The sequence below is a fragment of the Streptomyces sp. Z423-1 genome (assembly GCF_013009255.1).
Classification (GTDB): domain Bacteria; phylum Actinomycetota; class Actinomycetes; order Streptomycetales; family Streptomycetaceae; genus Streptomyces; species Streptomyces gossypiisoli.
The window spans coordinates 3,317,990-3,342,744 of sequence record NZ_CP053109.1 but is presented as its reverse complement, the minus strand read 5'-3'; the positions used below and the strand labels follow the sequence as shown (position 1 = coordinate 3,342,744).

At 71.3% G+C, this 24,755-nt stretch carries 27 protein-coding genes; 12 read left to right on the top strand and 15 right to left on the bottom strand.

The features are described from left to right. Window positions 1-159 precede the first annotated feature (159 nt). Window positions 160-1,422 (bottom strand): MFS transporter, encoded by a 1,263-nt coding sequence (locus HJD23_RS14960; RefSeq protein WP_171114208.1) that lies wholly within the window; start codon window positions 1,420-1,422, stop codon window positions 160-162. A gap of 63 nt (window positions 1,423-1,485) precedes the next feature. Between HJD23_RS14960 and HJD23_RS14955 the strand changes: the two genes are divergently transcribed. Beyond that, on the top strand, window positions 1,486-2,472 hold the full coding sequence (locus tag HJD23_RS14955) for a LysR family transcriptional regulator (protein WP_171114207.1): 987 nt from the start codon (window positions 1,486-1,488) through the stop codon (window positions 2,470-2,472). 34 nt (window positions 2,473-2,506) lie between these two features. Here HJD23_RS14955 and HJD23_RS14950 read toward each other — a convergent pair whose 3' ends face one another. Then, window positions 2,507-3,268 carry an alpha/beta hydrolase gene (locus HJD23_RS14950; protein ID WP_171114206.1) on the bottom strand — a complete coding sequence of 254 codons (762 nt, stop codon included), beginning with the start codon at window positions 3,266-3,268 and terminating at the stop codon, window positions 2,507-2,509. A 113-nt stretch (window positions 3,269-3,381) separates the two neighbouring features. Here HJD23_RS14950 and HJD23_RS14945 point away from each other — a divergent pair, with 113 nt between their 5' ends. Together HJD23_RS14945 and HJD23_RS14940 are read left to right on the top strand one after the other, a co-directional pair. Beyond that, window positions 3,382-4,545 (top strand): adenosine deaminase, encoded by a 1,164-nt coding sequence (locus HJD23_RS14945; protein ID WP_171114205.1) that lies wholly within the window; start codon window positions 3,382-3,384, stop codon window positions 4,543-4,545. Between the two features lie 128 nt (window positions 4,546-4,673). Further along, on the top strand, window positions 4,674-4,967 hold the full coding sequence (locus HJD23_RS14940) for an ATP-binding protein (protein WP_171114204.1): 294 nt from the start codon (window positions 4,674-4,676) through the stop codon (window positions 4,965-4,967). 96 nt (window positions 4,968-5,063) lie between these two features. On the opposite strand, the gene HJD23_RS14935 is transcribed toward HJD23_RS14940, so the two are convergent. The 5 genes from HJD23_RS14935 to afsQ1 form a co-directional block, all read right to left on the bottom strand. Continuing rightward, window positions 5,064-5,267, bottom strand: coding sequence for a PspC domain-containing protein (locus tag HJD23_RS14935; protein WP_171114203.1), 204 nt, complete (start codon window positions 5,265-5,267; stop codon window positions 5,064-5,066). A 60-nt stretch (window positions 5,268-5,327) separates the two neighbouring features. Further along, on the bottom strand, window positions 5,328-5,909 hold the full coding sequence (locus tag HJD23_RS14930) for a VanZ family protein (protein ID WP_171114202.1): 582 nt from the start codon (window positions 5,907-5,909) through the stop codon (window positions 5,328-5,330). Window positions 5,910-5,990: 81 nt separating this feature from the next. Beyond that, window positions 5,991-6,593, bottom strand: coding sequence for a hypothetical protein (locus tag HJD23_RS14925; protein ID WP_171114201.1), 603 nt, complete (start codon window positions 6,591-6,593; stop codon window positions 5,991-5,993). Next, window positions 6,590-8,158: a HAMP domain-containing sensor histidine kinase gene (locus HJD23_RS14920; protein ID WP_240980712.1), complete on the bottom strand. Its 1,569-nt coding sequence runs from the start codon at window positions 8,156-8,158 to the stop codon at window positions 6,590-6,592. Before HJD23_RS14920 ends, HJD23_RS14925 begins: the two co-directional genes overlap by 4 nt. Next, window positions 8,155-8,832 carry a two-component system response regulator AfsQ1 gene (afsQ1, locus tag HJD23_RS14915; protein WP_171114200.1) on the bottom strand — a complete coding sequence of 226 codons (678 nt, stop codon included), beginning with the start codon at window positions 8,830-8,832 and terminating at the stop codon, window positions 8,155-8,157. The genes HJD23_RS14920 and afsQ1 overlap by 4 nt, the downstream gene beginning before the upstream one ends. 241 nt (window positions 8,833-9,073) lie before the next feature. Here afsQ1 and HJD23_RS14910 point away from each other — a divergent pair, with 241 nt between their 5' ends. Beyond that, entirely contained in the window at window positions 9,074-9,817 is a 744-nt protein-coding gene (locus tag HJD23_RS14910) for a SigE family RNA polymerase sigma factor (RefSeq protein WP_171114199.1), read from the top strand. Between the two features lie 176 nt (window positions 9,818-9,993). Here HJD23_RS14910 and HJD23_RS14905 read toward each other — a convergent pair whose 3' ends face one another. After that, window positions 9,994-10,629: a uridine kinase gene (locus HJD23_RS14905; RefSeq protein WP_171114198.1), complete on the bottom strand. Its 636-nt coding sequence runs from the start codon at window positions 10,627-10,629 to the stop codon at window positions 9,994-9,996. 150 nt (window positions 10,630-10,779) lie between these two features. Here HJD23_RS14905 and HJD23_RS14900 point away from each other — a divergent pair, with 150 nt between their 5' ends. After that, window positions 10,780-12,177, top strand: a complete 1,398-nt coding sequence (locus tag HJD23_RS14900) for an FAD-binding oxidoreductase (protein ID WP_171114197.1) — start codon at window positions 10,780-10,782, stop codon at window positions 12,175-12,177. Between the two features lie 25 nt (window positions 12,178-12,202). Here HJD23_RS14900 and HJD23_RS14895 read toward each other — a convergent pair whose 3' ends face one another. Both HJD23_RS14895 and HJD23_RS14890 read right to left on the bottom strand, forming a co-directional pair. Next, entirely contained in the window at window positions 12,203-12,475 is a 273-nt protein-coding gene (locus HJD23_RS14895) for a helix-turn-helix transcriptional regulator (protein ID WP_171114196.1), read from the bottom strand. Further along, window positions 12,475-12,972 carry a DUF2975 domain-containing protein gene (locus HJD23_RS14890; protein WP_171114195.1) on the bottom strand — a complete coding sequence of 166 codons (498 nt, stop codon included), beginning with the start codon at window positions 12,970-12,972 and terminating at the stop codon, window positions 12,475-12,477. The genes HJD23_RS14895 and HJD23_RS14890 overlap by 1 nt, the downstream gene beginning before the upstream one ends. Before the next feature lie 85 nt (window positions 12,973-13,057). Between HJD23_RS14890 and HJD23_RS14885 the strand changes: the two genes are divergently transcribed. From HJD23_RS14885 to HJD23_RS14875, 3 genes are all read left to right on the top strand, one after another. After that, on the top strand, window positions 13,058-13,498 hold the full coding sequence (locus HJD23_RS14885) for a class I SAM-dependent methyltransferase (protein ID WP_171114194.1): 441 nt from the start codon (window positions 13,058-13,060) through the stop codon (window positions 13,496-13,498). A 262-nt stretch (window positions 13,499-13,760) separates the two neighbouring features. Then, the gene (locus HJD23_RS14880) at window positions 13,761-14,567 is read left to right on the top strand and encodes a DUF2182 domain-containing protein (protein ID WP_171114193.1); all 807 of its coding nucleotides are present in this window, start codon (window positions 13,761-13,763) and stop codon (window positions 14,565-14,567) included. A 130-nt stretch (window positions 14,568-14,697) separates the two neighbouring features. Continuing rightward, on the top strand, window positions 14,698-15,354 hold the full coding sequence (locus HJD23_RS14875; RefSeq protein ID WP_171114192.1) for a DUF1326 domain-containing protein: 657 nt from the start codon (window positions 14,698-14,700) through the stop codon (window positions 15,352-15,354). Between the two features lie 84 nt (window positions 15,355-15,438). On the opposite strand, the gene HJD23_RS14870 is transcribed toward HJD23_RS14875, so the two are convergent. Beyond that, the gene (locus tag HJD23_RS14870; RefSeq protein ID WP_171114191.1) at window positions 15,439-16,191 is read right to left on the bottom strand and encodes a helix-turn-helix domain-containing protein; all 753 of its coding nucleotides are present in this window, start codon (window positions 16,189-16,191) and stop codon (window positions 15,439-15,441) included. Between the two features lie 119 nt (window positions 16,192-16,310). Between HJD23_RS14870 and HJD23_RS14865 the strand changes: the two genes are divergently transcribed. Beyond that, the gene (locus HJD23_RS14865; protein WP_240980711.1) at window positions 16,311-17,924 is read left to right on the top strand and encodes an FAD-binding oxidoreductase; all 1,614 of its coding nucleotides are present in this window, start codon (window positions 16,311-16,313) and stop codon (window positions 17,922-17,924) included. A gap of 160 nt (window positions 17,925-18,084) precedes the next feature. Here HJD23_RS14865 and HJD23_RS14860 read toward each other — a convergent pair whose 3' ends face one another. Continuing rightward, window positions 18,085-18,759 (bottom strand): PH domain-containing protein, encoded by a 675-nt coding sequence (locus tag HJD23_RS14860; RefSeq protein ID WP_171114190.1) that lies wholly within the window; start codon window positions 18,757-18,759, stop codon window positions 18,085-18,087. Window positions 18,760-19,040: 281 nt separating this feature from the next. Between HJD23_RS14860 and deoC the strand changes: the two genes are divergently transcribed. Genes deoC through HJD23_RS14845 form a run of 3 tightly spaced genes read left to right on the top strand, consistent with a single transcriptional unit; the run spans window position 19,041 to window position 22,325 of the window. Then, window positions 19,041-19,991: a deoxyribose-phosphate aldolase gene (deoC, locus tag HJD23_RS14855; protein WP_171134143.1), complete on the top strand. Its 951-nt coding sequence runs from the start codon at window positions 19,041-19,043 to the stop codon at window positions 19,989-19,991. Between the two features lie 5 nt (window positions 19,992-19,996). Then, window positions 19,997-21,433: an aldehyde dehydrogenase family protein gene (locus tag HJD23_RS14850; protein ID WP_171107470.1), complete on the top strand. Its 1,437-nt coding sequence runs from the start codon at window positions 19,997-19,999 to the stop codon at window positions 21,431-21,433. Then, complete coding sequence (locus tag HJD23_RS14845; protein WP_171107472.1) at window positions 21,426-22,325, top strand: aldehyde dehydrogenase family protein; 900 nt, start codon at window positions 21,426-21,428, stop codon at window positions 22,323-22,325. The genes HJD23_RS14850 and HJD23_RS14845 overlap by 8 nt, the downstream gene beginning before the upstream one ends. An 86-nt stretch (window positions 22,326-22,411) precedes the next feature. Here HJD23_RS14845 and HJD23_RS14840 read toward each other — a convergent pair whose 3' ends face one another. The 3 genes from HJD23_RS14840 to HJD23_RS14830 form a co-directional block, all read right to left on the bottom strand. Next, window positions 22,412-22,921 (bottom strand): DUF6415 family natural product biosynthesis protein, encoded by a 510-nt coding sequence (locus HJD23_RS14840; RefSeq protein WP_277347775.1) that lies wholly within the window; start codon window positions 22,919-22,921, stop codon window positions 22,412-22,414. Beyond that, window positions 22,908-23,135 carry a hypothetical protein gene (locus HJD23_RS14835; protein WP_171107476.1) on the bottom strand — a complete coding sequence of 76 codons (228 nt, stop codon included), beginning with the start codon at window positions 23,133-23,135 and terminating at the stop codon, window positions 22,908-22,910. Before HJD23_RS14835 ends, HJD23_RS14840 begins: the two co-directional genes overlap by 14 nt. 441 nt (window positions 23,136-23,576) lie before the next feature. Next, window positions 23,577-24,734, bottom strand: a complete 1,158-nt coding sequence (locus HJD23_RS14830; protein ID WP_332111349.1) for a hypothetical protein — start codon at window positions 24,732-24,734, stop codon at window positions 23,577-23,579. Window positions 24,735-24,755 lie beyond the last annotated feature (21 nt).

The following is a 24,755-nucleotide window of genomic DNA, read 5'->3' as shown; positions in this document are numbered from 1 at the left end:
TGGCGCGTCAACACGGGTGAGTTGGTAAGTGACCGATTTCGCGCCGTTCCGAGGACGGACACCCCCCGGCGCGGCCCCGACCCACATCCCGCACCGTAGGCGCGACAGCAACCACGCACACCACGCGCGCAGGCCGCCGCAGGCATCCGCACCCGCTGCCTACACCTGAACCGCAGCCACCCGAGCCGCCCGCGACCCCAGCACCGTAATCCCCACAACCCCCACCACCGCCAGCAGCCCAACCCCCACAGTCCCGGCCCAGCCCCCCGCGTGAAAGGCCATCGCCCCCACCGTGCTCCCCACGCTGGACCCGACGTAGTACGCCGACTGGTACAGCGCCGACGCCTGCGCCCGCCCCTGCGTCGCCGTCTTGCTCACCGCCGACGAGGCCACCGCATGCCCCGCGAAGAACCCCGCCGTGATCAGCACCAGCCCCAGCAACACCAGCACCAGGGAGTCGGCCAACGACAGCACCAGCCCCGCCGCCGTCGTCCCACCGCCCAGATACAGCGCACCTCGCCGCCCCAGCCGACCAACCAGCCGCCCCGCCGTCGACGCCGACACCGTACCCACCAGGTACACGAGGAAGACCGACCCCACCACACCCTGCGGCAGCCCGAACGGCTCCTCCGTCAGCCGATACCCGATCACCGTGTACACACCGCCGAACACGGTCATGAACAGCGCACCGATCGCGTACAGCCGACGCAGCAGCGGATCGCCCAGATGCCCACGCACCACCCGGAACAGCGTCCCCGGCCGCAGCGACCCCGCAGCGAAGTGCTTCGGCGCCGGCAGCAACACCCGGAACGCGACCGCACAGCCAACGGCGAGCACACCCAGCGCACCGACCGCCACCCGCCAGCCCCACTCCTGCGCGACCCACCCGGTGATGACCCGGCCGCTCATCCCCCCGACGCTGTTGCCCGCGACGAACAGCCCGATCGCCGTGACCAGCGCCTTCGGCCGGACCTCCTCCGCCAGATACGCCGTCGCCGACGCCGGCAGCCCCGCCAGCGCAGCACCCTGCACCGCCCGCAGCACGACCAGCGTGGTCAGCGACCCGGCGAACGGCACCAGCAGCGCCACGATCACCGCCACCGCCAACGACGCGGTCATCGCCGTACGACGCCCGTACCGCTCGGACAGCGCGGCCATCGGGATCACGAACAGCGCCAGACCACCCGTCGACGCCGCCACCGTCCAGCTCGCCTCGCTCGCCGTCACCCCGAGGTCCCCGGAGATCAGGGGGAGGAGAGCCTGCGTGGAGTACAGCAGCGCGAAGGTGGCCACACCCGCGAGGAAGAGGGCGAAGCTCATCCGGCGGTAGCCGGGGCCGCCCGGGGCCATACGAGAGTCGACGGCAGGAACGGAAGCAGCGGCGCCCACGGTGGTGGACGCCCCGGTACTGGCGGGAGTCATGCCTCGAAACTACGTACGCCCCCGCTCATCCGTCCAATGCATGGAATCGCCATAATCGTTCCCATGATGCATCAGCCAAGCTCACAGCCCCGACTGTCACCAACCAGTGACACAAAAGACAAAGACAAAGGCAAAGACAAAGGAACGGACGACATCGTCCCCCTCCTCGCCCCCCGCCTCGCGTACTTCGCCGGCGTCGCCCGCACGGAGCACGTCACCCGGGCCGCGCAGGAGATGAACGTCCCCCAGTCCACCCTCTCCCGCGCCATGGTCCGCCTCGAAGAGGACCTGGGCGTCGACCTGTTCGCCCGCCACGGCCGTACGGTCTCCCTGACCCCCGCCGGCCGCACCTTCCTCACCTCCGTGGAACGCGCCCTCGCCGAGATCGAGCGGGCCGCGGACGAGGTGCGCGCCGACGCCGATCCGACCACCGGCAAGGTCGCGTTCGGGTTCCTGCACACGATGGGCGCGGAGACCGTCCCCGGCCTGCTGCACGACTTCCGCGCGGACCACCCCCGGGTCCGCTTCAGCCTGGTCCAGAACTACGGCGAGGCCATGCTCGAACGCCTCCGCGCCGGCGAACTGGACCTCTGCCTGACCTCCCCGGTCCCCGACGCCCCCGACCTGGTGGCCCGCCGCCTCGACGAACAGAAACTCCGCCTCGTCGTCCCCGCCGACCACCGCCTCGCCGCCCGCAAGCGCGTCCGCCTCGCCGAGGCCGCGGAGGAAACCTTCGTCACCCTGGAACCCGGCTACGGCCTGCGGCGCATCACCGACGCCCTCTGCCGGGAGGCCGGCTTCAAGCCGCGCATCGCGTTCGAGGGCGAGGAGGCGGAAACCCTGCGCGGCCTCGTGGCCGCAGGCCTGGGCGTAGCCCTCCTCCCACCGCCGGCAGTGGCCCGCCCGGGCGTGGTGGAACTGACGGTCACGGCCCCACGCGCGGCCCGCGAAATCGGCGTGGCCTGGCTGGAGGGCCGCCCGGACACCCCACCGGTGGCGGCTTTCAAGAGGTTCCTGCTCTCAAGAAGGGGCAACTTGCTCCCAACCTGATCCTCCCAACCTGATCCTCCTGACCTGTGCGTCGCTACCGCCGCAACGACCGCCCGAACCCCGCGGCCAACGGCATCCGCAACCCCAACGGCGGCGGAGCAGCCAACGCATCCTGAACAGGCCGGGAAAACCCCCGCCCGAACAACACCCCCATCACGAAGTCCGCGGCCAGCGCCAGCACTTCATCCCGATGCTGACGCAATCCATGCCGATCCGAGTGGACTTCGAACCGGCACACATCCCGATTGACCTTCTTCACCCGCGCCGCATACCGAAACGACAGTTCGGGATCCGTCCGCTCGTCATTCGTGCCGTGCACGATCAACACCCGCCGCCCCACCAACTGTTTCACCGGTTCGGGCGAGGCCGCCATATCGTCCTCCGGCAGCCAGGGAGCGATCGCCAGCACGGAGTTGACGGCCTCGTGCCCGCCCGCGTGCAGCGCCGCCCGCCCGCCCATGTCGATCCCGGCCAGGCAGACAGGGACGTCGCCGTACCGTCGTACCGCCTCGTCCGCCGCCCAGGAGGCGTCCCGGGCCAGCTGCGCCTCGCTGCCGTTCCACCCGCGACAGCGGTAGTGCACGACATGCGCGGCCAGCCCCTCCGTGCGCCCCGCGCGTACCAGTCGGCGCCCCAATCCCCGTACGGACGCGGCCGCGAGCAGGGGAGAGGGCCTGCGGGCGGAGTCCGTCTCACCGCCGGGGAGCAGCAGCACCACTCCGCTCACCGCCGTCGGTTCCGGACCGAATGCCCGCCCCAGCCGGGCCGTGCGAACCGGCGTCGCTTGCTGTGCCATGACAGAACAGTGTCAGAAGCGCCGGTGTACGCCACCCGTCCGCACGGTCACCGTTACGTATCGACGGAAACGTCAACCCGGCGATCTACGCGCGTAGGAGTTAGAGTGCGAAAATGACGAGCCAGACTGACCGGATGGGGCACGCCCCGAGCTCGGACCAGATCCGCCGGGCGCCCAAGGTTCTGCTGCACGACCACCTCGACGGCGGGCTGCGTCCCGGCACCGTCGTCGACCTCGCCCGCGAGACCGGCTACTCCCAGCTCCCGGACTCGGACCCCGACAAGCTCGGTCTCTGGTTCCGCGAGGCCGCAGACTCCGGTTCCCTGGAGCGGTATCTGGAGACCTTCTCGCACACCGTCGGCGTCATGCAGACCCGCGACGCGCTCGTCCGGGTCGCCGCCGAGTGCGCCGAGGACCTCGCCGAGGACGGTGTCGTCTACGCCGAGGTGCGCTACGCCCCCGAGCAGCACCTCGAAGGGGGCCTGACCCTCGAAGAGGTCGTCGAGGCCGTCAACGAGGGCTTCCGGGAAGGGGAGCGGATCGCCCGCGCCAACGGCCACCGCATCCGCGTGGGCGCCCTGCTCACCGCGATGCGGCACGCGGCCCGCGCCCTGGAGATCGCCGAACTCGCCAACCGCTACCGGGACCTCGGTGTCGTCGGCTTCGACATCGCGGGCGCCGAGGCCGGCTACCCGCCCACCCGGCACCTCGACGCCTTCGAGTACCTCAAGCGCGAGAACAACCACTTCACCATCCACGCCGGCGAGGCCTTCGGACTGCCGTCGATCTGGCAGGCCCTGCAGTGGTGCGGCGCCGACCGGCTCGGGCACGGCGTGCGGATCATCGACGACATCGAGGTCGCCGAGGACGGCAGTGTGAAGCTCGGCCGGCTCGCCTCCTACGTCCGGGACAAGCGCATCCCGCTGGAGATGTGCCCCAGCTCCAACCTCCAGACCGGGGCCGCCTCCTCGTACGCCGAGCACCCGATCGGGCTGCTGCGGCGGCTGCACTTCCGGACGACGGTGAACACCGACAACCGGCTGATGTCGCACACCAGCATGAGCCGGGAATTCGAGCACCTTGTCGAGGCATTCGGTTACACGCTCGACGACATGCAGTGGTTCTCGGTCAATGCTATGAAGTCAGCATTCATTCCATTCGATGAACGGCTGGCCATGATCAATGACGTGATCAAGCCCGGTTATGCCGAGCTGAAGTCCGAATGGCTGTTCCAGCAGACCGCGTCCACCAGGGGATCTGCGACTTCCGAGGGCTGATCGGGGATCGGGGAATGCGGGCGGGCCTTCACGGTCCGTCCGCATTTCGATGTTTGCGGGGGCTGCCCTCGCGTGTTTACGGTCTGGGACCACTCCCCATTTCACGTCAGTCAAGGACGCAATTCACCATGAAGCAGTCTGCTGCCAAGACCCTCGGTGTCGCCGCCCTCGGTGCCGCCTTCGCCGCCGCCGGTGCGGGTGCCGCCAACGCCGCTCCGGCCGCACTTCCCGACGCCGGTCAGACCCTGGACACCGTCGCCCGGACGCTGCCGACCGAGCACCTCAACCAGGCCCTGCCGGGCTCCGCCGAGGCGCTGCTCACCCACGGCTCGACCGGTCCGGCCGCCACCCTGCTCGGCGGCCTGCCGATGCAGACCCTGCCCGCGCACGGCACCCCGGTGACCGGCGTCCAGCTGGCCTGAGCCAGACCACGTGCCGATGGGGCGCACCCTTGTCCGGGGTGCGCCCCATCGGCGTGTGCCCCTGAGGGAGGGCAGATCCGGGGGTATCAGGGGGCGTCACCAGGCCGTGCGGGCGGCCTTGTCCTCCGACGGGAGCAGGATCCACAGCGCGATGTAGAGCAGGAACTGCGGACCGGGCAGCAAGCAGGAGAGCAGGAAAATCACACGCATCGTCGTCGCGGAGGTGCCGAAGCGCCGTGCCAGCGCTGCGCACACTCCGCCGATCATCCGACCACTGGTGGGGCGGGCAAGGCGGCTCATCGTGGCTCCTTCGTGAGCGTCCGAGGCCTCCCTTCTGGCTGCCTCGTTCTGACATCCACGCTACGGCGACGAAGGGGGCAAAGCGTCGCTCCATGGGGCGATCCCGACCCTGGGAATCGTCGGGGTACGACCCTGAGAGGCGTCCTCCCTGGGAGGCAGCGCCCGGCGCCGGGCCTCCGCCCTGCGGCGCAGCCAGTAACGGCCCGCCGGGACGACGGCGACATGGGTGAGGGTCACGCCCGTGGTGTTGAGCAGCAGCGAGTCGACGTCCACGACCTGGCCGGGCACGCCGGTCTGCAACAGCTCTATGCCGAGCGAGATCAGCGCCCCGGCGGCGACCGTGCGGATCAGGGAGCCGAGCGGCGAGACCCGCAGTCTGCCGCCCACCATCGGCAGCAGCACACCCAGCGGCGCCAGCAGCCCGACTCCGGCGCCGATACTGCGTGCCGCCTGCGGCCAGCCCAGCGCGAGATCGGCGCGGATACCGGCGAGCGGATGCAGATTGGCGGGCATCACCCAGGGCACGTCCAGCGGACGCAGCGTGTACCAGGCGACGAACGCGAGGTGCGCGGCGAGGAGGACACCCCCCGTCACCCGCACGCGGATCGCGGCGCTGCCGCCCCTGGAGCCTTGACGCTGCACGCCTCCCAAGACGCGGTCTTCGGCAGGATCGGTTCCGGGTCGGCACCCCCTACCCGGGTGAGGCCTGCGCCACACCTGCCGTCAGCCGTCCGTGACCTCCGTCGACGGCGGATCCGCCTCGCCCGGGCGGGCGCGGACGTCGTCCGTGCACTCGTAGCTGCGGGGCGGCGCGGCACCGGGGCCGCCGAGGATCACCGAGCCGTCGCCCTCGGCCGCCGCCGAGTCGGAGAACGTACAGACGATCTGGGCGAGCGCGGACGACGTGAGGTCCTCCGGGGCGGTCGACAACCGCAGCGTGTCCTCCGGATCCCGCGGCCGCGGCCCGCTCACCGTCATACCGCCGCGTACGTCCGAGGAGTACCCGGCCTGCTTCTCGGCCGCCGACGGCGTCTTGGCGAGCTCGTTCAGCAGGCCCTGCGCGACCAGCACCCGCCGCTCGGAGTCCTCCGTGCCCTGCGGCACCCGCACCGCCCGGTCGACGGTGACCAGCGACGAACCGCACAGCAGGAACACCTGTACGGGCAACCCGGGCGTGGACTGCGTGCTGATGTCCGGCGCGGCGAGCGAGCAGTGCGCCCGCGACGGCGCCGGCCCGAAGTCCGTCGGCACCTCGGTGGCCCGGATGCCGCAGCCGGCGAGCAGCGCTGCGAACACCGGCACCACCAGCAGACGAGCCTGCCTCACGAGTCCCCCTTCTTCTCCGAGCGCTTCTCCTCCGCCGCCCGCACCATGTCCGACGCGTCCCGCGGTAGCCGCAGCGTGAACACCGCGCCGCCCTCGGGGGAGTTGGCGGCGGTGATGTCGCCGCCGTGGATGTGGGCGTTCTCCAGGGCGATGGACAGGCCGAGGCCGCTGCCCTCGGAGCGCGGGCGGGAGGCGCTGGCCTTGTAGAAGCGGTCGAAGACATGCGGCAGGACGTCCTCGGGGATGCCGGGCCCGTGGTCGCGGACCTGGATGACGACCTCGCTGTCCTCCTCGCGCACGGCCACCCGCACCGGCGAACCGCCGTGCTTGAGCGCGTTGCCGATCAGGTTGGCGAGTATCACGTCCAGGCGGCGCGGGTCGAGGCGGGCGTGGATGCCGCGCTCGGCGTCCAGCTCGACCGCGTCCAGCCAGGCGCGGGCGTCGATGCAGGCGGTGATCTGGTCGGCGACGTCGACGTCGTCCAGGACCAGCCGGGCGGTGCCCGCGTCGAAGCGGGTGACCTCCATCAGGTTCTCGACCAGGTCGTTCAGCCGCCGGGTCTCGCTCACCACCAGCCGTACCGCGGGCTCGATCATCGGGTCGAGGCCGCCGCCCTCGGAGTCCAGCTCCTCCTCCAGCACCTCGGTCACGGCGGTGATCGCGGTGAGCGGCGTGCGCAGCTCATGGCTCATGTCGGCCACGAACCGCCGGGACGCCTCGTCCCGCGCGGCCATGTCCGCGACCCGCTTCTCCAGCGCCTCGGCCGCCCTGTTGAACGTCCGGGACAGATCGGCCAGTTCATCCGTCCCCGACACCCTCAGCCGGGTGTCCAGCTCACCCTCCCCGAGCCGCCGCGCGGCGACCCCGAGCCGGTGCACGGGCTTCAGCACGGTCGTGGCGGCGGCCTGCGCGAGCAGCGCGGAGCCGATCAGTGCGAGACCGGTGGCGATGCCCAGCGACCAGGCCAGCGAGTTGAGGTCCTTGGCCTCCGGCTCCAGCGACTTCACCATGTAACCGGTCGGCCCGCCCCCGATCACCCGGGTGCCCGCCACCAGATACGGGGTGCCGTCGTCGACGATCCGCTGCCAGTACAGGTGGTACGGCGACTTGTTGTTCGACGTCAGCGGCTGCCGCTTGTTCACGGCCGTGCGCAGCGACTGCGGTACGTCCGCCAGCGCGAAGCCGTCGTTGAGGCCGCCGGAACTGCCGTACACCGCCTTGCCGCTCGCGTCCTCGGCGACCAGGAGCACGCTGAAGCGCTGGCTGCTGCTGGCCATCTGGCCCGCGGTGCGCTGGAGTTCGTCCTGGGTGGGGTGGACGGGCAGGGCGCCGGCGCGGTTCTTCATCTCCTGCTCGAAGTCGCGCAGCACCGCGTCCTGGGTGCGGGTGAGCACGGCCTCGCGGTTGAGCCAGTAGGCGATCCCGGACGCGGACACCGCGGCCGTCAGCGCCACCAGCCCGAACACGACGACAAGCCGCAGCCGCAGACTGGTGAAACGCAGCGTCGACAGAGCTCCCTTGCGTGCCGCGGCCAAGCCGCGGAAACCCCCTTGCTGATCTGTCACTGAGGCGGGTCCAGCCGGTAGCCGACACCCCGCACGGTGCGGATCAGCGTCGGGGACGATGGCACGTCCTCGACCTTCGCGCGCAGCCGCTGGACGCAGGCGTCCACGAGCCGCGAGTCACCGAGGTAGTCGTGCTCCCACACCAGCCGCAGCAACTGCTGCCGGGACAGCGCCTGACCCGGCCGCCGGCTCAGTTCGAGCAGCAGCCGCAGCTCGGTCGGGGTGAGCTGCAGGTCCTCGCCGTTCTTCGTCACGGTCATCGCCGCGCGGTCGATGACCACACTGCCGAAAGTCGCCGCGTCGTTCGCCTCCCGCTCGCCGCGCCGCAGCACGGCCCGGATCCGCGCGTCCAGCACCCGGCCCTGCACCGGCTTGACGACATAGTCGTCGGCCCCGGACTCCAGCCCGACCACGACGTCGATGTCGTCGCTGCGGGCGGTCAGCAGGATGATCGGCAGCTGGTCGGTGCGCCGGATGCGCCGGCACACCTCGAACCCGTCGATGCCGGGCAGCATCACATCCAGCACGATCAGATCCGGTCGCTGCTCACGCAACAGCTTTAGACCGTCCTCACCGCTGGCAGCGGTCGCCACCCGGTGTCCCTGGCGCGTCAGTGAGAGCTCCAGGGCCGTGCGGATGGCGTCGTCGTCCTCGATCAGCAACAGGGAAGGCACGGGCTCATTCTGGCCCATGGTGGGTCGGCGTTTCGACACTCGGGCGACTGCGTAGCCGTATCGCTCTCCTCTGTGACCGCGCTGTGGGTGCGCTGCGCACGACATACGACCCACCCCTGTGACAGGTCTGTGACAGTCGGCGGACACGGCCATGAAGTGGGCTCGGCAAGCTTTTCGGCACAGGCAAGGAAGCAAGACCGAGCAAGGCCGACACCGGCAAGTCCACGACGGGGGGCGCGAGATGAACACGCTGCACGGCACCAGCACCAGCGCAGTGGTCACGCGTCTGCACGACGTGAACGGGGGCCGGGGTTCCGAGAAGTCCGGTGCCGTGAGCGGGCGGGGGTGCGCTCGCGGCACCGGGCGTCAGCACACCGCGTACATGACGGTGGTTGACGGTCTCACGGGGGAGACGCACGGGGGAGCCGCGTACAGGGAGGAGTCGGGGGAGAGGCGCTCGCTGACCGAGGCGGAGTTCACCGCCTACGTCCAGGAACGCCGCGCCTCCCTGTACGCAACCGCCTACCACCTCACCGGCGACCGCTTCGAGGCCGAGGACCTGCTGCAGAGCGCGCTGTTCTCGACGTACCGGGCGTGGGACCGGATCAGTGACAAGGCGGCGGTCGGCGGATACCTCCGCCGCACCATGACCAACCTGCACATCAGCGCCTGGCGGCGCCGCAAGCTCAACGAGTACCCGACCGAGGAACTGCCGGAGACGCCCGGCGACACGGACGCGATGCGCGGCACCGAACTGCGCGCGGTCCTGTGGCAGGCGCTCGCCCGCCTCCCCGAACTCCAGCGCACGATGCTGGTCCTCCGCTACTACGAGGGCCGCACGGATCCGGAGATCGCGGAGATCCTCGACATCAGTGTCGGCACGGTGAAGTCCAGCATCTGGCGGTCGCTCCGCCGGCTGCGCGAGGACGAGGTCCTCAGCTTCGGCCGTGACGAGCAGCACGCCTTCGGGGAGCTTGTCGCCTGAAGGCCGGGCCCCGGGGGAGTACGGGGGAGTACGGGGCCGGGGGGGATCACGGGGGAAGCACGGAGGGGGATCACGGGGAATACGGGGGAAGGGGAACACGGGGGAATACGGGGGAGCGGGGCTGGAGGGCCGGGGGGTCCGTCCAGTCCCGCCTTCGTGTGTGTGCCCTTGCGGTGCTACGCCGCCGTACGCGCCGTCGTGCAGCGCCCCGCCGCCGCTGCGGCCAGGCGGCCCATCGCCTCGTCGCGGTCGCAGGCGTACGCGCCGAGCGCGGTCTGGCGGGCGACGATGGAGCGCTCGGCGCGCATCAGGCGCCAGCCGCGGCGCAGCAGGAACGGCACCGACTTGCGGCCCTCCTTCAGATCGCGCACGAAGCGGCGGCGGAAGGTGCGCACCGGGCCGCGGCTCAGGCACAGCGCGTCGGCCAGCACACCCAGCTCACGGCAGCGGGTGACGATCTCGGCGGCGAAGATGCCCTCCGCGATGAACAGCGGGGTCCGCCCGATGTCGAGGATCTCGGCGCCGGTGCGGGCGCTGAGCGCGATGTCGTAGACGGGGATGTCCGTACGGCCCGTGCGGCACAGTTCCTCGATCGCGGCGACGGCCGCGGCCGCGTCCCACGAGTCCGGGTGGTCCCAGTCGATGTCGGAGCTGCCGGTGACGAGCGGCAGCGTCGGGTCGGTGCCCTCCTTGTAGAAGTCGTCGAGCCGCAGGACCGGCAGGCCGGAGCGGGCGGAGAGGAGGGACTTGCCGGAGCCGGACGGGCCGCACAGCAGCACGACCCGGGTGGGTATGGGCGGATGGGAACCCAATGTGTTGTCCTTCTCACCTGCGGTCTCGGGGCGGTCCGGGCGTAACTCTCGCCCGCGGGCATCGGGCCATTATCCCTGCTGCCGCCCGGGCCCGGGAGCGTGCGTCACGAGGCGACGGGATCGGTGGGCGGCCGGGCGTACCGTGCCACCGTGGATACCGATCGTCTCGCCCAGCAGCTGTCCGCCGTGGTCGGCCCGGACCATGTGCTGGGCGACCCCGCGCTGTGCGCCTCGTACGAGACCGACTTCACCGGCCGTTACCGCGGCCGGGCCCGGCTGGTGGTGCGGCCCGCCGACACCGCGCAGGTGGCTCAGGTGCTGCGCTGCTGCCATGCGGCCGGTGTGCCGGTCGTGACGCAGGGCGGCAACACGGGGCTGGTCGGCGGGTCGGTGCCCACGCCGGACGGCGGTGAGGTCGTGCTGTCGCTACGGCGGCTGGACGGCATCGGCGCGGTCGACACGGCGGTGGGGCAGGTGACCGTGGGCGCCGGTGTGGTGCTGTCCGACCTGCACCGCCGCGTCGCCGCGCACGGGCTGGAGTTCGGCGTCGACCTGGCCGCCCGGGACTCCGCGACGCTGGGCGGGATGATCGCGACCAACGCCGGCGGCGAGCGGGTCGTGCGGTACGGCACCACCCGGGCCAACGTGGTCGGGCTGGAGGCCGTGCTGGCCGACGGGACCGTGCTGGACCGGCTGGGCGGGCTGCCCAAGGACAACACCGGGTACGACCTGACCAACCTGCTGATCGGCAGTGAGGGGACGCTGGCCGTGGTGACGCGGGCCCGGTTGCGGCTGGTGCCGCGGCTGCCGGAGCGGGTGACCGCGCTGGTGGGGCTCGACTCGCTGCAGAGGGCGCTCGATGTGGTGGCGCGGCTGCGGGTGCTGGAGTCGCTGGAGCTGGCCGAGTTCTTCATGGCCGAGGGGCTGGCGCTGGTGCTGGCGGCGAGCGGGCTGCCCGTTCCCTTCCGTACGGCGTACCCGGTGTATCTGCTGGTGGAATGCGCGGGGCGGCGTGATCCAGCCGAGGAACTGGCCGGCGTACTCGACGCGGCGGGGCCGGGGGAGACGGCGGTGGCACTGGCGGATGCCGACCGGCGGCGGCTGGCCGCCTATCGGGAGCGGCACACCGAGTCGATCAACGCGGCGGGCGTTCCGCTGAAGCTGGACGTGACCGTGCCCTTGGCGGAGCTGCCCGGCTTTGTCGCCGACCTGCCCGGCGTGCTGGCGGGGCGGGGGCGGCCGTATCTCTTCGGGCATCTCGCGGAGGGCAACCTGCACGTCAACCTGCTTCAGGTGGCGGCGGAGGACGAGGAGGCGGTCACCGCCGCGGTGCTGGAGCGGGTGGCGGCCGTGGGCGGGAGCATCAGCGCCGAGCACGGGGTGGGGCGGGCCAAGGCACGCTATCTGCACCTGAGCCGGTCGGAGGCGGAGATCGCGGTGATGCGGTCGGTGAAGGCGGCGCTGGATCCGGCGGGGGTGCTCAATCCGGGGGTGGTGCTGGCGGGAGACACGGCACGGCCCTTGTCCGGGTGCGGCCCCCGTTTGTAGCGGCCCCCGTTTGAAGGGACTCGCATTACTCTCCAGCCTGCGGTGGGGCCCCAGCCGAAGTCGCGGCTGTCGCCTGCGTCGCCGCGGCCCCCTCCTCGGCCTCCCACCGCAACAGATCCCCCGGCTGACACTCCAGCACCTCACACAGCGCGGCGAGCGTCGAGAACCGGACGGCCTTCGCGCGGCCGTTCTTGAGGACGGCCAGGTTGGCGGGCGTGATCCCGACGCGTTCCGCGAGCTCGCCCACGGACATCTTCCGCTTGGCCAGCATCACGTCGATGTCGACGGCGATCGGCATCAGATCACCCCCTTCAACTCGGCTTCCATCCGCGCCGCCTCGACGTCCCGCGCAACGGCCTGCGCCAGCAGCATCCGCAACACCAGCACGATGAGCGCAACGCCCAGCACGGCCACGACGACCCCGCCGATGAGCAGTACGATGCCCGGCGCAACGGCCTCACCCGGCGCGAGCATGTACCCGAAGGCGCTCAGGAGAACGGCGGCCGCACCGATCGCCCAGATCACGACATCGACGTATCGAAAGGCGGCGTGCGAGAACACGGTGCCCCGCTGAACCATGGTCACCAGCCGCCACACACAGGCGAGTACGACCTGCACGGTGACCACACCCAGGATCAGCACGACGAGATACGCGGCCCGCGGATACGCCAGTTCCGAGCCGCCCTCCTCCAGATCGGCCCCCACCAACGGCACCATCACGGCCTGCACAAACACGGACCCCGCCAGCAACACCACCAACACGATCCGCAAAGCAAGCGTCGTCAGCTGCCCCATTGCCTCTCCTTCCATCGACGTACGATAGAAACCTATCGAAAATCGATAGACTGGGCAAGTGGTGACCGTTCCACTCCGTCCGTGCATGCGTCGATCAGGCCCCGGCGTCGGCCTCGCAGCCGCCGCCGAACGCTCGGCCCACGTCATCGGCATCGATCCCTCCGAGGTCATGCGCGCCATGGCCCGCCGCCGCTGCGCCCCGCTGATCACACGCGGCCGCCTCCGCCTCAGCCCCGGCACCGCGGCCCGCACCGGCCGACCGGACGCCTCCGTCGACGTCGTGATCTCTGTCAACAACCTCCAACTCTGGCCCGATCTCCCCGCCGCACTCGCCGAACTCCACCGCGTCCTGCGCCCCGGCGGCCGCCTCCTCCTCTCCGCCCACGAGAAGTGGCTCCCCACCGACCTCCGCACCCTCGCGGCCACGGTCCAAGCAGCCGGCTTCGGCACAGTCCACACCTGGACCTGGGAGCCCCCGACCCGCATGGCATCGACGGCGACGCTGCTGAGCGCGGTACGCACCTAGAAACCACGGAGCACCGGTCGCAACCACAGGGGCGTGTCACCCAGCTCAACGACCAGGGACACCGGCCGCTGCGGACCGTGGCCACCGACGGGCCCGGAGCCGGACTGAAACCGCACCCAGAGGGATTTTGTGATCTGCTGGAGGAGTCGGGCCGACGCGTCGTCCCGCGGCCGACAGCGGTCGGTGCGGCCGGCCGGGAGCCCCGCGGTGAAGCGCCGGGTGGTCGCAGCGGGGCGGCGGGACGGCCCCTGGGAGGAGTTCCATGCTGCACCGCCGCATTGCCGCCCCCGCGCCGGCACAGCCGGGCAACCTCCTGCCGCGGCGTGATCTCGCTGCCGCGTGGATCCTCATGGTCCTGCTCGCCGGGCCGGCATGGGTACTCACTGTCGCCCAGTCTCGCGACATGGCCATGGAGCCGGGAACGATGGGTCTGGCGCTGCCGCTCTTCCTGCTGCTGTGGGTGACCATGATGGTGGCGATGATGTTCCCGTCCATGGCGCCGGTGGCGATCACCTGGGCCCGGGCGATCGGTAGGCAGTCGGTCGGCGTCGCCCGCGCTGCTCGGATTGCCCAGTTCGCCGGGGGCTATCTGCTCGCCTGGACGGCATTCGGTCTGGTCGCGTACGCGGCATTGGCAGCGACCGCGAGGCTGGTGGACGGCCATCCCGATGCGGGTCGCTGGCTGGGCGCCGCCGCATTCCTGCTCGCGGGGCTGTACCAGTTCGGGCCGCTGAAGCGCGTATGTCTGCTGCATTGCCGCAATCCGCTGTCGCACCTCGTCCGGTACGCGCGCTTCCGGTCGTGGGCCCGCGATCTGCGTGTGGGGGCGCATCACGGGCTCTACTGCGTGGGCTGCTGCTGGGGCCTGATGATCGTCCTCGTCCCGCTCGGCGTGATGAACGTGGCGGCCATGGCCGCGTTGGCGGCGGTCGTCTTCCTGGAGAAGCTGTGGCGGTGGGGCCTGTGGCTCACCTGGGCGGTCGGCATCGCCTTCCTGGTCCTGGCCGCACTCGTACCCTTCCAGGAATGGCTGCTGCCCGGCCTGCAGATGTCCGAGCCCGCGATGTAGCCGTTCGCCTCCTGGGCCGGTGAGGCGCACGCTGGAATGGAGGCCGCCTCGCGAACCCGAGAGCGGGCTCGGGACACGCGGTCTCGCCGTTCCCAGTGAGCTCGTCCGGGCTCGTCAGGAGGGAAGCGAGATGACAGAACAGGCCACTACCGGTACGCGCTGGCACCTGGCCGGCGACTGGTTCGACGTGTGCAAGTGCGCCATTCCGTGCCCCTGCACGTTCGCCCAGCCCCCCACCTACGGCGACTGCGAGGGCGTGCTGGCCTGGCACATCCGGGAAGGCAACTTCGGCGACGTGCGGCTGGACGATCTCAACGTGCTGATGCTCGGCTCCTTCGTCGGCAACGTCTGGGCCCGCGAGCACACCGACGCGTACGCCGCGGTCTTCTTCGACGAGCGCGCCGACGACCAGCAGCGCTCCGCCCTTCAGAGCATCTTCGGCGGTGAGGCGGGCGGATGGCCGGCAGAGTTCGGTGAGATATTCGGCCCCGAGATGCGAGGCATGGAGTTCGCTCCCATCCGAGTCGAGATCGACGAGGGCCTGGGCGCCTGGCGCGCGGAGATCCCCGGGCGGGTATCGGCAAGTGCCGAGGCGCTGACCGGGCCGACCACTCCGGAGGGCGCACGCGTACAGGTGCACAACGCACCCGGCGCTGAGGTCGGGCCCGGCCAGGTCGCGACCTGGGGACGGGCCACCACCGACCGCGCCGACGCCTACGGCTTCTCCTGGGAACGCTCGGGGAAGTCGAGCAAGTACTTCCCCTTCGACTGGAGCGGCCCGGACTGAGAGTCCGCGCCGCGGGACACACGACCACCTGGTCTCACCCACGCCACACCAAGATGAAACGGACATCAGTGCATCTGCTGACGATCAGCGGCTTGGGGCCGGTGCCGGCTCCGCGGTGCCGGCCGGTCGGCGGACTGGCCGGGTGGCCGGCGCGGCTGCGAGCACATGGGGCTCTGGTCGTACATCGGCGAAGCGGCTGTGCGGGTTCCAGGTGGGGAAGGCGCGGGCCAGGTCGCGGGGACCGGTCACCGCGATGTGGCCGGACCGCACCGCCTGGGCCCAGGTATTCCAGCCCATGTGCCATCGGGTGAACGCTGCCGGATCGGCGACCACGACCAGGTCCTCCTCCCCGCCCGGGCTGTGCACGCATACCTCGGCGCCGCCGTGCTCGTACAGCAGCCAGAACCGGTTCGGGGGCCTGAGCGCCGGGAAGTCCAGGCGCACCACTACGCGGTGGTCGGGGAGCGCGGCGGGGTCGGCGGAGCGGCACATCGCCCACAGCACCGGGTACGGGTCGAGGTGCTCGGGTGCCAGCTCCAGCCAGCGGACGCCCCACGCGCCCAGCGCCAGGCACACCTGCCACAGGTCCGTGCCGGCCTCGGTCAGGCGGTAGCGGACGGAGTGTCCCGGTCCCTGCTCGCGGCTCAGCAGGCCGTGCCGCTGAAGCTCACGCAGCCGGGCGGCGAGCAGCGTGCGGGACAGGCCCGGCGCGCCGCGCAGGATGTCGCTGAACGTCTCGCAGCCCAGCGCCAGGTTCCGCACGATCAGCGGTGTCCAGCGCTCGGCGAACACCTCGGACGCGCGAGCGATCGGGCAGTACTGGCCATAGCCGCGCACGCACTCCAGTGTGCGCTCACCCCGCCGAGCTGGTCCAGATCCTGGACTTCCGCAGGGCTCGGCGGGCGGCGAGGGTGGATCTGTGGGGGGCCAGGACGGACTGGGCGGAGGAGACAGTGATGCGGGAGATCCCGGGCTTCGCGGGGCAGCTCATCACTCCCTGCGACACGGAGTACGACAACGCGCGGGCGCTGTGGAACGGCGCGATCGACCGGCGGCCGACGGCGATCGCACGGTGCGGCGGCGCGGCCGACGTCCAGGCGGTGGTCCGCTACGCCCGCGAGCGCGGCCTGCCGCTGTCGGCACGCGGCGGCGGACACGGCGTCGGCGGTGCGGCAGTGTGCGACGGCGGGCTCGTCGCCGACCTGAGCCGGATGCGCACCGTCCAGGTCGATCCGCGCACCCGGACGGCGACCGCGGCGGGCGGCGTGCTGTGGGGCGAGCTGGACCAGGCGGCGCACCGGTTCGGCCTGGCGACCACGGGCGGGATCGTCACCCACACCGGCATCGCCGGCCTGACGCTGGGCGGCGGGATCGGCTGGCTGATGCGCGCCCACGGGCTGACCGCGGACAACCTGCTCCACGCCGGACTGGTGACCGCCGACGGAGAGCGGCTCACCACCGATGACCGCCCCGAACTGCTGTGGGCCCTGCGCGGCGGTGGCGGCAACTTCGGCGTGGTGACCCGGTTCCGGTACCGGCTGCACCCGGTCACCGAGGTGCTCGGCGGGCCGGTGCTGTGGCCCCTGGACGACGCCCCCGGCCTGCTGCGCCACTACCGGGACTGGATCTCCGAGGCACCCGACGAGCTGACCACGATCGTCAGCCTCCGCAAGGCCCCGCCCCTGCCCGCCCTGCCCGAGGCGCTGCACGGCCGGCTGGTGTGCGCGATCACGTCCTGCTGGTGCGGCCCGCCGGAGGCGGGAACCGCCGTGCTGGCACCGCTGCGCTCCTACCGGCGTCCGCTGGCCGACCTGACCAGGCTGCGGCCCTACCCGGAACACCAGGCGCTGCAGGACCCGACGGTGCCGCACGGCTGGCACTACTACTGGAAGTCCAGCGAGGTGGCGGCGTTGCCCGACGACCTGATCGACGTGCTGGTCGAGCACACCGCCCGGGTCGCCTCGCCCCGCTCGTACACGCTCGTCTTCCAGCTCGGGGGAGCGATCGCCCGGGTGCCCGAGGACGCCACTGCCTACCCGCACCGCGACGCCGGCCACGCGATCAACATCAACGGCGCGTGGCTGCCCGAGGAACCGGTGGCCGACCGGGAGACGGCATGGGTGCGCGACTTCTTCCACGCGGTCGCACCCCACCAGGCCGGCGTGTATGTGAACTTCCTGGGGAACGAGGGCCAAGCCCGCGTCCTCGCGGCCTACGGTGAGGCGACGTACCGAGAGCTGGTGCGGATCAAACGGATCTACGACCCGGAGAACGTGTTCCGGCACAACCAGAACATCGACCCGGCGTCCGCCCCACTGGCGACCGCCCAGGACGTCGTGCAGGGCCGCGCAGACAACCGTGGTGCCGAACGAAAAGTCAGGGCGGGGCCGGCCATGGCGGTGCGGGCCGGGCCGTACCGCTCGACGACCGCCCCCACGGCGATGGCGAGCCGGTCCAGCACCACTTCGTCGAGCGAGTCGGGCGTGCCGAGGCGTTCCAACCAGACGGTGCCGATCTCCTCCTCGTCGAGGGCGCCGGCATCGTGGTGGCGGCGGGGCACGGCGGGGTGATGGTCGGTCGGCCTGCCGTCGGGCGATACGCGGATCTCCGCCCGTGCCGTGCAGCCGGAACCCGGTCACGCACTCGGCCAGGCCCGCCGAGGCCCGGGCGAGCGCCGGGAGATCCACCCGCCGGCAGCCACAACGCCCGAACCCCGCCCGGCGGTCCCCGCTACCCCACCGCCAGCAATATCGCCAGCAGTACCGCCCCAGCCACCGCCGGCCCCGCGAGCTCGTACGCCCAGCGGACGGTCACCTCGCCCTGTGCCGTCCGGTCCTTCTCGCGGGCCTCCAGCGTCTGGCGCAGGTCGTGCATGATCTGGTCGCTCTCGGCGCGGGCAGGGCCGTCGTGGACATCGACGTCCGTCAGTCCGCCGAGACCACGGCGGCGGGCCTTCCCGTCCCCGGCGGCCTGGGCCGCGCGCCGTGCCTCCTTGCGGGCGGCCCGGCTTCGGGCGCGGATGGAGACGGGTATCGCCCACAGCTGGTACTTGGCGCCGGCCTTGGTGATGACCTCGTTGGTGTACCCGGAGCGCAGGGAGGCGACCTCGCCCCAGGGCAGCACGATCACGCGGAAGGGGTTTCGGACGCGCAGCCTGTCCTCACCGGCGTACACGGCGGGCCGCACGGTGAAGGCGACGACCAGCGGCACCACCAGCAGCAGCGTGGCGAGCGCCAGCCACGGGGTGCGGCCTTCGCCCACGATGATCGCGTCCACACCGAGCCATCCGGTGAGGCCGAGCAGCAGGACGCCGCCGACGAGACCCATGGGCGACCGGTAGATCCGGTCCCGGGTGGTGGGGCGCGGAGGCTGCGGCGCTGGTGACTGCTGGTCCGGGGTCGTCATGCCTTCGATTCTGCCCGACGCCACTGACAGCGCCCATCGCGGCACCTCCACCCGCAGCCGCCCGCCGCCCCGCCCGCAGCCGCCTGCCGCCCCGCCTGCAGCCGCGCGCCGCCCCGCCCGCAGCGGCCCGCCGCCCCGCCTGCAGCCGCGCGCCGCCCCGCCCGCAGCCGCGCGCCGCTCATGCGCGCACCGCCCCCACGCTCATGCGCGCACCGCCCCCACAGGATGAGCATCGGGGGCTGTACAGCCGCTACGCGCGTAGATATGCTCGTCTGGTGACCATGCCCACCACTGCACACACCCTCACGGACGCAGCGGCCTCCGACAGTACGCTGCGCCGCTTCCTGCACGGGCTGCCCGGCGTCGACGCGGTCGGCCTGGAGGCGCGCGCCGCCTCCCTCGGCACCCGTTCCATCAAGACCACCGCGAAGGCGTACGCCATCGACCTCGCCATCTCGATGGTCGACCTGACGACGCTGGAAGGCGCGGACACCCCGGGCAAGGTCCGGGCGCTCGGCGCCAAGGCGGTCCACCCGGACCCGACGGATCGTACGACCCCGGCGACCGCGGCCGTCTGCGTCTACCCCGACATGGTGGCCACCGCCAAGCAGGCCGTCGCCGGCTCCACCGTCAAGGTCGCCTCGGTCGCCACCGCGTTCCCGGCCGGCCGCGCCCCGCTCTCCGTGAAGCTGGCGGACGTGCGCGAGGCCGTGGCCGCCGGCGCCGACGAGATCGACATGGTCATCGACCGCGGGGCCTTCCTCGCGGGGCAGTACATGAAGGTGTACGACGAGATCGTGGCCGTGAAGGAGGCCTGCGGGACGTCGGCCCGTCTGAAGGTCATCTTCGAGACCGGCGAGCTGTCGACGTACGACAACATCCGCCGCGCCAGCTGGCTCGGCATGCTGGCGGGCGCCGACTTCATCAAGACGTCGACCGGCAAGGTGGCGGTGAACGCGACGCCCGCGAACACCCTGCTCATGCTGGAGGCCGTGCGCGACTTCCGCGCCCAGACGGGTGTCCAGGTCGGTGTGAAGCCGGCCGGCGGCATCCGCACCAGCAAGGACGCGATCAAGTTTCTCGTCCTGGTCAACGAGACCGCGGGCGAGGACTGGCTGGACAACCACTGGTTCCGCTTCGGCGCCTCCTCGCTGCTGAACGATCTGCTGATGCAGCGTCAGAAGCTGGCCACCGGCCGCTACTCCGGCCCCGACTACGTGACGGTGGACTGATCACCATGGCACCTGTATTCGAGTACGCACCCGCGCCCGAATCCCGCGCGATCGTCGACATCGCCCCGTCGTACGGCCTCTTCATCGACGGTGAGTTCGTCGAGGGCTCGGGCGAGGACCGCAACAAGACGATCAGTCCGGCCACCGAGGAAGTGCTCGCCGAGTACACCCAGGCCACCGAGGAGGACGTCGACCGCGCGGTGAAGGCCGCCCGGAAGGCCTTCGGGAAGTGGTCGGCGCTGCCCGGCTCCGAGCGCGCCAAGTACCTGTTCCGTATCGCCCGGATCATCCAGGAGCGCAGCCGCGAACTCGCCGTCCTGGAGACCCTGGACAACGGCAAGCCGATCAAGGAGACGAGGGACGCCGACCTGCCCCTCGTAGCGGCGCACTTCTTCTACTACGCGGGCTGGGCCGACAAGCTGGAGCACGCCGGCTTCGGCCCGAACCCCCGGCCGCTCGGCGTGGCGGGCCAGGTCATTCCCTGGAACTTCCCGCTGCTGATGCTGGCCTGGAAGATCGCCCCGGCGCTCGCGACCGGCAACACGGTCGTCCTCAAGCCCGCCGAGACGACCCCGCTCTCCGCCCTCTTCTTCGCGGACATCTGCCGCCAGGCGGGCCTGCCGAAGGGTGTCGTCAACATCGTGACCGGCGACGGCCGGACCGGCGCCGCCCTGGTCGCCCACCCCGACGTCAACAAGGTCGCGTTCACCGGCTCCACGGCGGTCGGCAAGGAGATCGCGCGCACGGTCGCGGGTACGAGGAAGAAGCTCACCCTGGAACTGGGCGGCAAGGGCGCCAACATCGTCTTCGACGACGCCCCGATCGACCAGGCCGTCGAGGGCATCGTCAACGGCATCTTCTTCAACCAGGGCCAGGTGTGCTGCGCGGGCAGCCGTCTCCTCGTACAGGAGTCGATCCAGGACGAGCTGCTGGAGTCCTTGAAGCGGCGCCTGTCCACCCTCCGCCTCGGCGACCCGCTCGACAAGAACACGGACATCGGCGCGATCAACTCCGCCGAGCAGCTCGCCCGGATCACCGCGCTCGCCGACCAGGGCGAGGCGGAGGGCGCCGAGCGCTGGTCGCCGGCCTGCGAACTGCCGTCGTCCGGCTACTGGTTCGCCCCGACGCTCTTCACGAACGTCACGCAGGCGCACACGGTCGCCCGCGACGAGATCTTCGGCCCGGTCCTGTCGGTGCTGACGTTCCGTACGCCGGACGAGGCCGTCGCCAAGGCCAACAACACTCCGTACGGCCTCTCGGCGGGCGTCTGGACGGAGAAGGGCTCCCGGATCCTGGCGGTCGCGAACAAGCTGCGCGCGGGTGTCGTCTGGTCCAACACGTTCAACAAGTTCGATCCGACCTCGCCGTTCGGCGGCTACAAGGAGTCGGGCTTCGGCCGCGAGGGCGGCCGCCACGGCCTGGAGGCGTACCTCGATGTCTGAGAAGTCCGAGAACAACCGTCTGACGGTCTTCAAGACCTACAAGCTGTACGTCGGCGGGAAGTTCCCGCGTTCCGAGAGCGGCCGGGTGTACGAGGTGACGGACTCCAAGGGCAACTGGCTGGCGAACGCGCCGCAGGCGAGTCGTAAGGACGCCCGGGATGCGGTCGTCGCCGCGCGCAAGGCGTTCGGGGCGTGGTCGGGGGCGACGGCGTACAACCGCGGGCAGATCCTCTACCGCATCGCGGAGATGCTGGAGGGGCGCCGGGACCAGTTCGTGCGCGAGGTCGCGGACGCGGAGGGCCTGTCCAAGTCCAAGGCTGGGGCGGTGGTCGACGCGACGATCGACCGCTGGGTGTGGTACGCGGGCTGGACCGACAAGATCGCCCAGGTGGTGGGCGGCGGCAACCCGGTGGCGGGCCCGTACTTCAACCTCTCGACGCCCGAGCCGACGGGTGTGGTGGCCGTGGTCGCCCCGCAGGACTCTTCCTTCCTGGGCCTGGTCTCGGTGATCGCGCCGGTGATCGCGACCGGCAACACGGCGGTGGTGATCGCCTCCGAGAAGGCGCCTCTGCCCGCGCTGTCTCTGGGCGAGGTCCTGGCCACCTCGGACCTCCCCGGCGGCGTCGTGAACGTCCTCTCCGGCCGTACTGCGGAGATCGCCTCGCCGCTGGCCGCGCACCAGGACGTCAACGCGATCGATCTGGCGGGCGCGGACGACGTACTGGCGAAGGAGCTGGAGATCGCCGCGGCGGACAATCTCAAGCGGGTGCTGCGTCCACAGCCTGTGGATTACACCGAGACGCCGGGGACCGACCGCATGACGGCGTTCCTGGAGACGAAGACGGTGTGGCATCCGACGGGGGCGTTGGGGGCGTCGGGGTCGTCGTACTGACCGCAGCCGACTTGGAGGGCCGCGCCTCACCTTTGGGTGGGCGCGGCCTTTCGGTGCCGGAGACGACGACGTGATCCGTATCCTCGTCACCCAACTCCGCCGTACCGCCTGACTGCTGCTGCTGCGGGTGCGGGCGTCTCCGTAGTGGTCGGCGGGTTGCGGCGGAGTTGGTTCCAGTGGTCGCCCAGTCGTCGGCTGCGGTCGCAGTGGCTGTCGTCGGATCTGCAGATCCAGCACTTCGTCCCGTGAATGGCCCAGCGGCGGAAGGCCAGTTGGGCAGGGCTCCAGTGGTCGCCCGTCACCTGCCCGCAGTTCAGGGCCTCGTACTGGCGGCACAGGGCGTCGATCGAGCGGGCCGGCCGCTGGGCGTGGGCGATGTCGGCGGGCTGGCTGCGGCCGGGCTCGACGCCCATATGGCGCCGCGCCTCACTGATGCAGGCGAGAGCTGCCGTGCGGGCTTCCGTGTCCTCCGGGACGGCCAGGGTGGCGGTCTCGACCTCGGGGGTGGCGAGCATGAGGTGAGCAGGCGGTGTGCGGTGGTGCGCATGGTCTCGATGTCGATCGGGAGCGGGGTGTTCAGGGTCATGGCAGTTCACCCCTGGAACGGGCGTTGGCGGCAGCGACGGCGGCCCTGAGGCTGTCGGTGGTGGTGACCGGCCTCAGGTTCTGCGGTTCGGCGTCCCACTCCATGCCGCCCGCGGCCGGGCGCAGTTGCACGTACGGGCCCTGGAAGCCCATCACCTTGCCGATCTTCCTGGCGCCGGCGTCCTCGACGGTCTCGCCGAGACGTGGCTCGTACGGCGTCGTCACTACTGCGCCTCCCCAGTGGGCGCGACCAGCAGGCGAGCGCGCACCCAGGGCGACAGCACGTAGGCACGCACCAAGGGCCCGGCGTCGTCCGGTGCAGTGGTCGGCTCGGTGATCGGCCACAGGTTCGGTGCTCGCTCGCGCCGAGATGGAGACCGGGTCACCGAGCGAGTCGGACGCGGCGCGCGTCCTGGCTCGACGGACGATGAGGGCCTCGCCGAGTGTGGTCGGCTTCAGTCCTCTTTGGCTGGCGTCCCACTCCAGTTCGCGGCCAGCCACTGCAGTGGGCGAAGGCGGAGGCGTCGTTGGTATGGCCGGGCGTGAGCACGATCGACAGCGGCAGGCCACGGCCGTCGATGGCGAGGTGGACCTTGGTGGTCCGCCCGGACACACATGAAGTGAACCGAGTTACCTCCCGCGGGTCTGACGCGCTCGCCATCTGAATCAGGGCGCGCTCGGCCACACCAGGATCATGTATGCGCCGCAGTACGCCGATCCGAGCACCGCCCCTGTGAGGGCGAGCGTGCGCAGTCGGCGGGAGGCTCTGGACAGGTGCAGGGCGAGGGGGAGCAGGAGGGGGAAGGCGGGGAGCAGGAAGCGGGCCCGGGGGAAGTAGACGCCGCCGCTGCCCAGGACGATCGCCAGCATTACGCCGGTGAAGACGAGAAGGGGGAGCGGCTGGCGGTCCGCGAGTGACAGGGCGAACAGCGCGATCGAGGCGAGGAGTGTGCCGGTCACCATGAGCAGGAACAGTTCCGGCGTCGAGTCCTCGAACAGCAGGTGCCGTAGTTGTTCGACGGTCCGTACGCCGCCGTCCCACTCGTTGCGCCACAGCCGCTGTACGGCGAAGTAGCCGTCCCAGCGGTCCAGGCGCAGGCCCACCCAGCCGACGTACCCGAGCCAGCCGAGGGGTGCGAGCAGGGCGGCCAGGAGGGCTCTGGGGTGACGGAACGACGTCAGGGCGGTGACCGTGACCGCCGCGGCCACCGCGATGCCGGTCGGGCGGGTGAGGCCCGCGAGGGCGGCGAGGGTGGCGGCGGTGAGCCAGCGGCCGGTGAGGACGGCGTACAGCGACCAGGCCGCGCAGGCCGTGAACAGGGACTCCGTGTAGCCCATCCACTGGACGAGGCCCACCGGCAGTGCCGCCCACAGGGTGGTGAGCAGGATGCCGGCCCGGCGGCCGTGCAGGTGGTCGCCGATCGCGAAGATGCCCCAGGCGGCGAGCAGGGAGGCGGCGATCGCCAGGGTCAGGCCGGTGGAGGCGGGGGAGAGGGGGGAGACCGGGGTGAGGGCTCTGAGGAGGAGGGGGTAGAGGGGGAAGAACGCGAGGTTGTTGGCGTCCTGGCGGGTGCCGAGTTCTGTGGTGTAGCCGTGGGCCGCGATGCCGAGGTACCACTCGGTGTCCCACTCCGCCGCGAGGGCCTGCCAGACGTCCTGGTCCCGGATGTGTGACCAGAGGGTGAGGGCGAGGAGGCCGGTGGTGCGGACGCCGGTGTAGGCGAGGAGGGCTGGGGTGGCGTGGCGGAGGGCGGTGCGCAGGGTGGTGGTGACCGGCGTGCGGGTGGGCGGGAGGCAGGCCGTGGGGGTTCGCGTCGAGGCCAAGGAGGGTGCTCCAACCAGGTA

Coding starts and splice junctions, on each gene's coding strand:
- HJD23_RS14945 (WP_171114205.1), top strand. CDS start 3,382: ATGACGAGCCAGACTGACCGGATGGGGCACGCCCCGAGCTCGGACCAG.
- HJD23_RS14860 (WP_171114190.1), bottom strand. CDS start 18,759: ATGACGACCCCGGACCAGCAGTCACCAGCGCCGCAGCCTCCGCGCCCC.
- HJD23_RS14845 (WP_171107472.1), top strand. CDS start 21,426: ATGTCTGAGAAGTCCGAGAACAACCGTCTGACGGTCTTCAAGACCTAC.
- HJD23_RS14865 (WP_240980711.1), top strand. CDS start 16,311: ATGCGGGAGATCCCGGGCTTCGCGGGGCAGCTCATCACTCCCTGCGAC.
- HJD23_RS14910 (WP_171114199.1), top strand. CDS start 9,074: ATGAACACGCTGCACGGCACCAGCACCAGCGCAGTGGTCACGCGTCTG.
- HJD23_RS14880 (WP_171114193.1), top strand. CDS start 13,761: ATGCTGCACCGCCGCATTGCCGCCCCCGCGCCGGCACAGCCGGGCAAC.
- HJD23_RS14960 (WP_171114208.1), bottom strand. CDS start 1,422: ATGACTCCCGCCAGTACCGGGGCGTCCACCACCGTGGGCGCCGCTGCT.
- HJD23_RS14890 (WP_171114195.1), bottom strand. CDS start 12,972: ATGGGGCAGCTGACGACGCTTGCTTTGCGGATCGTGTTGGTGGTGTTG.
- HJD23_RS14850 (WP_171107470.1), top strand. CDS start 19,997: ATGGCACCTGTATTCGAGTACGCACCCGCGCCCGAATCCCGCGCGATC.
- HJD23_RS14875 (WP_171114192.1), top strand. CDS start 14,698: ATGACAGAACAGGCCACTACCGGTACGCGCTGGCACCTGGCCGGCGAC.
- HJD23_RS14955 (WP_171114207.1), top strand. CDS start 1,486: ATGATGCATCAGCCAAGCTCACAGCCCCGACTGTCACCAACCAGTGAC.
- deoC (WP_171134143.1), top strand. CDS start 19,041: ATGCCCACCACTGCACACACCCTCACGGACGCAGCGGCCTCCGACAGT.
- HJD23_RS14940 (WP_171114204.1), top strand. CDS start 4,674: ATGAAGCAGTCTGCTGCCAAGACCCTCGGTGTCGCCGCCCTCGGTGCC.
- HJD23_RS14950 (WP_171114206.1), bottom strand. CDS start 3,268: ATGGCACAGCAAGCGACGCCGGTTCGCACGGCCCGGCTGGGGCGGGCA.
- HJD23_RS14895 (WP_171114196.1), bottom strand. CDS start 12,475: ATGCCGATCGCCGTCGACATCGACGTGATGCTGGCCAAGCGGAAGATG.
- HJD23_RS14885 (WP_171114194.1), top strand. CDS start 13,058: ATGCGTCGATCAGGCCCCGGCGTCGGCCTCGCAGCCGCCGCCGAACGC.
- HJD23_RS14935 (WP_171114203.1), bottom strand. CDS start 5,267: ATGAGCCGCCTTGCCCGCCCCACCAGTGGTCGGATGATCGGCGGAGTG.